This is a genomic window from Flavicella sp. (assembly GCF_029238425.1).
GTDB lineage: Bacteria > Bacteroidota > Bacteroidia > Flavobacteriales > Flavobacteriaceae > Flavicella.
Genome location: NZ_JAQWGB010000050.1, coordinates 1 through 6,251, shown reverse-complemented (window position 1 = coordinate 6,251; position 6,251 = coordinate 1). Strand labels below are relative to the sequence as shown.

Sequence of the window (6,251 nt, the reverse complement as noted above, 5' to 3'; positions counted from 1 at the left end):
GGCCGGACTACTACCATTATCAATATTTGACCATCCCGAAGGTAAAGTGCCTCCAGAAAAATCTTCATCTAAAAGAATTGTTTGTGCATATTGCTGGTTTATAAAAACCAAACACAAAATGGATAATATGTACGTAAATTTCTTCATCACAACTACTTAGCTAATACAAAAGTAGTAATCACGACACAGAACTTACAAAATAGAGCTCATCACTAAACAATAGTTAACACATTAATGCACAATATGTTAACTATTATTAAAACCTTAACATTTATTAATAAAAAAACCTCTTATGAATGACATAAGAGGCTTGTTATCGGCTAATTATATTTTTTTAATAAGCTCGCTTATTTTTTCCTTCATAGAAATTGATAAAAGCCTCATTTACGACTCTTTTACCTCCATTTGTAGGATAGTCTCCACTGAAGTACCAATCTCCTGTGTGATCAGGACAAGCTTCATGTAAACCTTCTAGTGTTTGGAAAATCACTTCTACATCTGCTTTTACTGCAGATGTTTTTAGCATCTCAGCAATCTTATCAGAAATTTGAACTGCTGTAAATGGAGCATATATTTCTTTTACAAAATTCTCAATTCCAGCATCTTCTTTCACTCTTTGCTTCATACATTTCTTGTACACATCTGTGACAATATGATATTGGTCTGTATCTTTCAACAACTCCAGCGCAGCTCTAAACGCGATAAAATCACCAATTTTAGCCATATCAATTCCGTAACAATCTGGATATCTAATTTGTGGAGCAGAAGAAACAATTACAATTTTCTTAGGACTCAACCTATCTAAAATCTTAATAATACTCTTTTTCAAAGTTGTCCCTCTTACAATACTATCATCAATGATAACAAGATTGTCGTTCTTCTTTACAACTCCGTAAGTGATATCATAAACATGCTCTACCAAGTCATCACGACTATTATCATCAGCAATAAAGGTTCTCAATTTCACATCCTTCACAGCAATCTTCTCAACACGAGGTCTTTCCGATAAAATTTCGTTTAATTTCTCTTTTGAAATTTCTCTTTTCCCTTTTAAAATTTTAGATAACTTCTGTTGATTTAAAAAATCTTCAGCCGCTTCTCTCATTCCATAGAACGATGTTTCAGCGGTATTTGGAATATAAGAAAAAACAGTATCTGAAATATTATTATCAATCTTTTTCAAAATTTCAGGAAATACGATTTTTCCTAAATTTTTACGCTCGGTATAAATATCAGCATCACTTCCTCGAGAGAAATAAATACGTTCAAAAGAACATGATTTTTTTGGTAGCTGATCCAAAATTGGAGCTACTGTAATTTTACCAGATTTCTTAGCTATAATAGCATGTCCTCTATCCAATTCCTTTACAGATTCTAAAGGAACATTAAATACGGTTTGAATCACTGGACGCTCAGAAGCTACAACCAAAACCTCATCATCTTGGTAATAAAAGGCAGGTCTAATTCCCGCAGGATCTCTCATTACAAAAGCATCACCATGACCTAACAAACCGGCCATTGCATAACCACCATCAAAACTTTTGGTTGCTCTTTTTAAAATTCTTTGAATATCAATTCGTTCTGCAATTAACGGAGAAGCATCTTTTTTGCTCACGCCACCTTTCATATCTTGGTACAAACTCTCCACTTCATTATCTAAAAAGTGTCCAATTTTTTCCATAACCGTAACCGTATCGGTATTCTCTTTTGGATGTTGTCCAAGCTCAATCAATTCCTCTAACAACTGAGAAGAATTAGTCATATTAAAGTTACCTGCAACAATTAAGTTTTTATGTCTCCAGTTACTTTGACGTAAAAATGGATGCACATTTTCAATACTATTTCCTCCAGATGTACCATAACGTACATGTCCTAAAAATAAATTCCCGATGTAAGGTAAATTTTCTTCTTGCCAAGCAACATCATCGACTTTATCAGGGTTTTCAACCAAACCTTGATTCAAACGATCATTAATTTGACCGAAAATATCTTGAATAGGTTGAGATTGATTCGATCTTACCCTACTTATATAACGAGCACCAGGACTCGCATTAAATTTTAAACTTGCAAAACCAGCACCATCCTGTCCACGGTTGTGTTGCTTTTCCATCAACAAGTACATCTTGTTAATTCCGTAAAATGCAGATCCATATTTTTCTTTGTAAAACTCAAGTGGTTTTAACAAACGAACCATTGCGATTCCACATTCATGTTTAATAGCATCACTCATAATAAAATTCTCTTTTGGAGTTATTGACTAACTTCCGTTTGTACTAATTATTTATTTTTTTGAAGGAATTTCCATTTCATACTTTGTCAAATTTCTAAAACTTAACAAACGTTCGTTAATTTCTGTTTCTGTGACATTTTGCATACGCTCTGTACCAAATTTCTCAACACAAAAAGAAGCCAAATTAGAACCATGAATCAATGCATTTTTCATGTTTGCAAAAGATACATCATCCGTTTTTGCTAAGTATCCAGAAAAACCACCCGCAAAAGTATCTCCTGCTCCTGTTGGATCGTACACTTCCTCTAATGGTAAAGCCGGAGCAAAGAAAACCTGATCTTTATGAAACAATAAAGCTCCATGTTCTCCTTTTTTAATCACGACATATTTAGGACCCATTGCTTGGATTTTTTCAGCTGCTACTAACAAAGAATATTCTCCACTTAACTGACGTGCTTCTTCATCATTGATAGTAATCACATCCACCTTTTTAATAACTGCTTTCAATTCTGGCATTGCGATATCCATCCAAAAGTTCATCGTATCTAAAACAACTAATTTTGGTTTCTCTGCCATTTGCTCTAAAACTGCATTTTGAACAAGAGGATGCAAGTTTCCTAACATTACAATTCCAGCATCTTTGAAATTTTCTGGCACCACAGGATTAAAGTTTTCTAACACATTTAGCTCTGTCGCCAAAGTGTCTCTTGTATTCATATCATTATGATACTTTCCTGACCAAAAAAAAGTTTTTCCTTCCTTCACGATTTCAATACCTGTAGTATCTACTTTCTTGTCGTTCAACATATCTAAGTACTCTTGAGGAAAATCTCCTCCAACTACAGATACGATTCCTGAGTTTACATTAAAATTTGCAGCAGACAATCCGATGTATGTTGCAGCTCCTCCTAAAATTTTATCAGTTTTACCAAAAGGCGTTTGAATTGCATCAAATGCAACCGTACCAACAATCAATAATTTACTCATTTACTTAATTTTTAGTCTTTTAAAAAGTTAGAATCTTTTCTATAAAATTCTTTAAACCTCAGCGTGATTCAATAACTTTGCAAAAATAAGTTTAAAATATGACTATCAAAGAAATACAAGAAGAAATTATTGATGAGTTTTCTATGTTTGAGGATTGGATGGAGCGTTATGAACACATAATTGATCTTGGAAAATCATTACCTATTATAGATGAAGCATTTAAAGTAGATGAGAATTTAATTAAAGGTTGTCAGTCTAAAGTTTGGTTGCATTCTGAATTGAAAAATGACACTTTATTTTTTACTGCAGAGAGTGATGCTATCCTTACTGCGGGTATTGTTGGACTTCTTTTACGTGTTTTTAACGATCAAAAACCTGAAGATATCATCCATGCCGACATGTCTTTTATTGATCAAATAGAATTAAAAGAACATTTATCTCCAACAAGAGCGAATGGTTTGGTTTCAATGATCAAACAAATTAAATTGTATGCCTTGGCATTTCAAAGCAAATCAAACTCGTAAGGTTTAGTAACAAATACGAACAAAGCACTGAGAACTATAATTAGTATCTTTGTCAACAGAAAATAAAACACAATTAAGATGGAAGAATCTCAAATTACAGATATAGGAGAAAAAATTGTTCAGGTATTGAAAACAATTTTTGATCCAGAAATCCCAGTAGACATATACGAATTAGGTTTGATTTATGACGTAATGGTAAACGATCATAAAGAAGCTAAGATTTTAATGACTTTAACATCACCAAACTGTCCCGTTGCTGAAACACTTCCTAAAGAAGTAGAAAACAAAGTAGAGCAATTAGAAGAAATTGACAGTGCTGAAGTAGAAATTACTTTCGACCCTACTTGGACGCAAGATATGATGAGTGAGGAAGCTAAATTAGAACTAGGTTTTTTATAAGCCAATACTAACAATGGGAGAAATTGTAAATAAAGTTGCCAATAGTAAATTAGTTACTATTGATCTAGAAGATTATTATCCTGCTGGAGAACGCGTGTTGTTTGATATAAAACAATGGCTTTTTCAAGAGCTTATCTTGAAAGAAAAGGACTTTAGAGAGTCTATTGAGGCTTTTGACTGGAGTACACTACAAAATTCCTATATTGCCTTGACTTGCTCTGTGGATGCAATTATTCCCTCATGGGCCTATTTGTTAATCACGACCAAAGCAGTACCTTTTGCAAAAAAAATAGTTGTGGGTAACCTGACTCTTTTAGAAACGACTATCTACCAAGAAATTATCCAAAATTTTGACATTAGCGGTATTGAAAACAGACCCGTTATCATAAAAGGCTGTGCCAATAAACCGATACCCGCAAGTGCATATACGCAATTGATTGAAAAAATACTACCAATTGCAAATTCTGTGATGTATGGGGAAGCCTGTTCCACTGTTCCATTATACAAAAAACCTAAATAACAGTATCTTTGAAACTTTTAAAAACCTAATTATGAAAAAAGTATTACTCTTTGCTGCTTTCCTAACAAGCACAATTTTATTTGCTCAAGAAAAAGAATCTGAAAAAGAAAGCAATTGGAAAACTACTGGAAAAATCAGTTTTTTAATGAACCAATCTTCATTTTCTAACTGGCAACCGGGAGGGGACAACGCCTTTTCTGGAAATGTTAGTTTAAACTACGATTTCAACTATTCTAAAAACGGATGGGTATTTGACAACAAATTAATTGCTAGTTTGGGTGTGAATGCCATTGAAGGAGAAGACACTAAAAAGACAGATGACAGACTAGAATTGAACTCAATTTTAGGTAAGCAAATTTCTAAATATTGGAATGTTTCATTTTTTAACAACTTCAAAACTCAATTTGTTGATGGAAATGATTACACCGATGACTTTTTAGGAGAAAACAAAAACTTCCCAACCTCAGGGTTTATGAAACCTGGTTATTTAAGTTTTGGTCCCGGTTTTTTCTGGAAAAAAAGTGATAATCTTTCTTTAAATATCGCACCTATTACTTCTAAATTCACATTTTTAACGGGTGAAGTTTTTACATTTAACGAAGATACCGGAGTCTTTGATTCAAGTGATGATGTTGAAACTTTTGGTGTAAAACCAGGAGAAAGTATGCGTTACGAATTTGGTTTGAACATGCGTGGTTACTATAGAGTAGACCTGATGAAAAACATCAACATGGAAAACATATTGACAGTATTCTCTGACTATATTGACAAGCCTCAAAACGTAGATTTTGATTATACGATGAATTTAGTAATGAAAATCAACGATGTTTTCTCTACTAACTTAACAGTTCAAACGGTATATGATGATAATGCTTATAGTGCATTACAAGTAAGACAAACTTTTGGAGTTGGAATTAGTTATAATTTCTAAGACAATATTATTTATCAAAATAAAAAATAGCCTTCTAAATTTAGAAGGCTATTTTTTTTTAATAGGAGACTTTGTTTTCCACAAAAAACAAAAAAACCATCATAAAAAGAGTAGTTTTGCTCGCAAAATTTCTCAAACTATATTCAATGAAAAAGAACTTCAAAATAATTTTCTTCTTATTTATATCCTTTATTGGACTAATTAACGCACAACATAAAACTCTGGTATTAGACATACCTTATGAATCCTCAAAACTTGAAGAAAAACATTCAACCTCCATAACAAATAGTGAAACGCATCAAACTTTATTATTTATTGAAGATTACAAAAAGTTTCACACCTATCTACTTGACACTAATTTAAACATCCAGGACTCATTAATGATTCCTGAAATCTCCAAAAAGTTCAAAGTTTTAAAGGGATACACTATTGACAATAATGTATACCGTGTTCTTTTATCGAACGAAAAATCCACTAAATTTTTATCTGTCACCATCGATTATGATAATAAAAAATGGAATGCCAAACCTCTTGAATTAAAGTTAAAAAACGAATCCATAATTCAAAGTATCAGCCACAACAATCTGTTATATTTAATAACTGTTACTAAAAGAACCTCTAATGTTAATTTCTATAAATTTGAAAAAGATTTAAGCTACA

At 32.4% G+C, this 6,251-nt stretch carries 7 protein-coding genes; 5 read left to right on the top strand and 2 right to left on the bottom strand.

The window, feature by feature from the left end:
• Positions 1–334 precede the first annotated feature (334 nt).
• Together P8H68_RS03270 and P8H68_RS03265 are read right to left on the bottom strand one after the other, a co-directional pair.
• On the bottom strand, positions 335–2,230 hold the full coding sequence (locus tag P8H68_RS03270) for an amidophosphoribosyltransferase (protein WP_300321551.1): 1,896 nt from the start codon (positions 2,228–2,230) through the stop codon (positions 335–337).
• A gap of 51 nt (positions 2,231–2,281) precedes the next feature.
• Positions 2,282–3,217 carry a PfkB family carbohydrate kinase gene (locus P8H68_RS03265; RefSeq protein ID WP_300321548.1) on the bottom strand — a complete coding sequence of 312 codons (936 nt, stop codon included), beginning with the start codon at positions 3,215–3,217 and terminating at the stop codon, positions 2,282–2,284.
• 98 nt (positions 3,218–3,315) lie between these two features.
• Here P8H68_RS03265 and P8H68_RS03260 point away from each other — a divergent pair, with 98 nt between their 5' ends.
• The 5 genes from P8H68_RS03260 to P8H68_RS03240 form a co-directional block, all read left to right on the top strand.
• Complete coding sequence (locus P8H68_RS03260) at positions 3,316–3,741, top strand: SufE family protein (protein ID WP_300321545.1); 426 nt, start codon at positions 3,316–3,318, stop codon at positions 3,739–3,741.
• Positions 3,742–3,819: 78 nt separating this feature from the next.
• Positions 3,820–4,140 (top strand): DUF59 domain-containing protein, encoded by a 321-nt coding sequence (locus P8H68_RS03255; protein ID WP_300321542.1) that lies wholly within the window; start codon positions 3,820–3,822, stop codon positions 4,138–4,140.
• A 13-nt stretch (positions 4,141–4,153) separates the two neighbouring features.
• The gene (locus tag P8H68_RS03250; RefSeq protein WP_300321539.1) at positions 4,154–4,660 is read left to right on the top strand and encodes a DUF2480 family protein; all 507 of its coding nucleotides are present in this window, start codon (positions 4,154–4,156) and stop codon (positions 4,658–4,660) included.
• 31 nt (positions 4,661–4,691) lie between these two features.
• A complete protein-coding gene (locus P8H68_RS03245) occupies positions 4,692–5,591 on the top strand; it encodes a DUF3078 domain-containing protein (RefSeq protein ID WP_300321536.1) in 900 nt (299 codons plus the stop codon).
• Between the two features lie 146 nt (positions 5,592–5,737).
• The coding region (locus tag P8H68_RS03240) for a hypothetical protein (RefSeq protein ID WP_300321533.1) at positions 5,738–6,251 on the top strand (514 nt) is incomplete at its 3' end.